Origin of the sequence: Sphingomonas kyeonggiensis, from assembly GCF_014204495.1 — a bacterium.
Lineage (GTDB): Bacteria > Pseudomonadota > Alphaproteobacteria > Sphingomonadales > Sphingomonadaceae > Sphingomonas > Sphingomonas kyeonggiensis_A.
In genome coordinates, this window is the sequence record NZ_JACHLN010000008.1 from 2,573 (window position 1) to 5,643 (window position 3,071).

Here is a 3,071-nt window from a genome sequence, read left to right on the forward strand (position 1 = left end):
CCGTAATAGTTGGTGGTGGGGGTATAGGTGACGACATCGCCGGCGATGGTCACCGTGCCGTGCTGCGGCGAGGTGCCGATCGCGATGCTCGAATGCACGCCCGTGATCGAGGTGCTGAGGTCGATCCCGGTGCCCGTGCCGTTGTACGGGATCGCGACACCGCTCTTGTCGGTCGTGACCGGAGCCGCCGGGGTCGCCACGGTGATGTCCACCCGCGCGATGTTCGAAGTGCCGCCGGCACCCGTCGCGGTGTAGGTGAAGAAGTCAGCACCGAAATAGCCGGCGGTCGGGGTGTAGGTCACCACATCGCCCGCAATCGTCGTCGTGCCGTGCTGCGCAGCGGTGCCGATGGCGATGCTGCTGTGCGGGCCGCCGGTGATCGAGCTCGACAGGTCGATGGCGGTGCCGGTGCTGTTGTACGGCACCGCGACGCCCGGCTTGTCCGCGGCAATCGGCTTGTCGATGAAGGTGAAGGTCGCCGAGCTCGTGCTGGTCTGGCCGTTGACCGTGACCGTCACGGCCTTGGCACCCGAGCCTACGGCCGGGGCGGTGACAGTGAGCGAAGTCGCGCTCGCCGCGGTGACGTTACCGTTGCCGGCCGAGCCGAAGGTCACGGTGTTGTTGCCCGGGGTCGTGCTGAAGCCGGTGCCCGAGATCGTCACCACCTGGCTGACCGGGCCCGAGTTCGGCGACACGCCGGTCACGGTCGGCACGACCGCGAAGCTGCCGCTGCCGGTCGCCGACGTGGTCGGATAGCCGCTCGGGGTGAAGGCGCCGAGCGAGAAGCCCGCGCTCGAGCCGGCGGTGGTGCCGGTATAGCCGATCGTGACGGTGCAGCCGCCCGAGGGGACGCTGAAGCCGTTGAACTGGAAGTTCGCACCACTGTCCGAACCGCTGGCGCCGCAGCTGCCGCCCAGCGCACCGCGGCTGACCAGCGCCGAACCGCTGAGCAGCGGCGCGATGCTGGGCGATGCCGAGGCATTGCCATTGGTGAAGGTGATCGTCACGGTTCCGCTCTGGCCAACGCCGAGCGAGGCGGTCGAGAAGCTGACCGTCGAGCCGATCGCGCCCGCCGCACCGACGGTGACGCTCTGCTGCGCCTGGGGCGCGGCGTTCCAGTTGGAGTCGCCCGCCTGGTTGGCGTTGATCAGGCAGGTGCCGGTCGCCTGGAAGGTCACCGACCCGCCCGAGATCGTGCAGATCGCGGCGGCGCTGGCGTCGATCGAAAGGATCGGCGTCAGCCCCGAGGTCGCCGAAGCGGCCACATTATAGGCCGCCCCACCCACCGACGCGCCCGGCGCGGTCGAGGGGTTGAAGCTGAGCACCTGGTTGCCCTTGGCGATGTTGACGGTGATGACGGAGGTGTCCGCGGTGTCCGCCGGTCCCTGCGCGTCGCTCGCCCGGATGATGTAGGAGAAGGAGCCCGCGACGGTCGGCGAGCCCGAGACGACGCCGCTCGACCCGTTGAGGGTGGTGCCCGGCACGAAGGCGCCGGCGTTGAGCGTATAGGTATAGGGCGCGACGCCGCCCGCGGCGGTGTTGGCCTGGTTGTAGCTGGCACCGACCTGGAGGCCCGAGGCCGCACCGGCGTTGATCGTCAGGTTCGCCGGGGTGACGGTGAAGCCCTGCACGACGTCGGGCGCGGCGGTCCAGTTGCCGTCGCCGCCCTGGCTGGCGGTGACCGAGCAGCTGCCGGTCTGGTGCAGGGTGAGCGTGGTGCCCGAGACGGTGCAGACGCTGGTCGTGGTCGAGGCGAAGCTGACCGCCAGGCCCGAGGTCGCCGTGGCCGACAGGGTCAGCGGCGAATCGTCGAGCGAGGCATTGGACAGCGCGCCGAAGCTGATCGTCTGGGCGCCCTGGGAAACCGTGACGCTGTACGACTGGGTCCGGGTATAGGGCCCGCCGCTGCCGCCGGTCGAGCTGTCGGTCGCGGTGATGTCGAAGTTGAAGGTGCCGGTCGCGGTCGGGGTGCCCGACAGCGTGTCGCCCGACAGGGTCACGCCCGTCGGCAACGTGCCCAGCGTGCGCGCATAGGTGTAGCCGGCGGTGCCGCCGCTCGCCGTGAAGCTCTGCGAATAGCCGGTGCCGACCGTGGCACCCGGCAGCGCGCCGGACGCCGGCGAAATGCTGATCGTCGGCGCCGCGATCGTCAGCACCATCGGCCCGGTCGACATGGTGAAGGGACCGGTGCCGAGCGAGCTGTCGGTCACGGTGGCGGTGAAGGTGAAGGTGCCGCTCGCCGCCGGCGTGCCGGTGATCGTGCAGTCGGCGTTGAGCTGCGTGCCCGCGGGCAGCGCGCCCGTGTTCAGCGTGGTCGAGCAGCTATAGGGCGACCGGCCGCCGGTCGTGTCGATCCGCACGTTCGACAGCGCGATGCCGCGCGTGCCGCCGCCGACCGGGAAGGTGAACAGCAGCGTCGGGTTGTTCACCGGCACCGTGACCGTCGCCGGGGCGGACGTGCCGCCCAGGTTGGTCGCGGTGAAGATGAAGCTGTCATTGCCGCGGAAGCCGCTCGGCGCGGTGTAGGTCACCGTGCCCGAGGAATCGACCGAGACCGAGCCGCCCTGCGCCGTGGTCGCCGAGCCGACCGCATAGTTGGTCGGGCTGTTGGTGGCATGGCCGGACAGGCTGAAGTTCACATTGCTGATGTCATAGGCAACCGCCGCCGCCGTGTACGAGCTGGCGACCGGCGCGGCGACATAGGTGAACTGGTCCGCCCCGCTGGTCGCGCTGGTGCCGCCGGGCGTGGTCACCGTGATGTCATAGGTGCCCGCAGCACTTGCCGGGCTGTTGTTCACGGTGATCTGGGTGTTGCTGTTGATCGTGTAGAGCGCCGTGGTCGCGCCGAACTTGACCGCACCGCTACCCGGCGCCGCCGCGAAGCCGCTGCCGGTGATCGTCACCGTCGTACCGCCGCTGGTCGGGCCCGCCGTCGGCGAGACCGACGTCACCGTCGGCGCCGCGACATAGGTATACTGGTCCGACGCGCTCGTCGCGCTGGTCCCACCCGGCGTGGTCACCGTGATGTCGTACGTCCCCGCCGAATTGGCCGGCGAGGTCGCGGTGATCTG

Annotated in this window: 1 protein-coding gene; it reads right to left on the reverse strand. The window is 70.0% G+C overall.

The features are described 5' to 3' along the window. Positions 1-3,071 (reverse strand): S-layer family protein (locus tag HNP52_RS22925; RefSeq protein WP_184171495.1); only part of this gene is annotated, 3,071 nt, incomplete at both ends.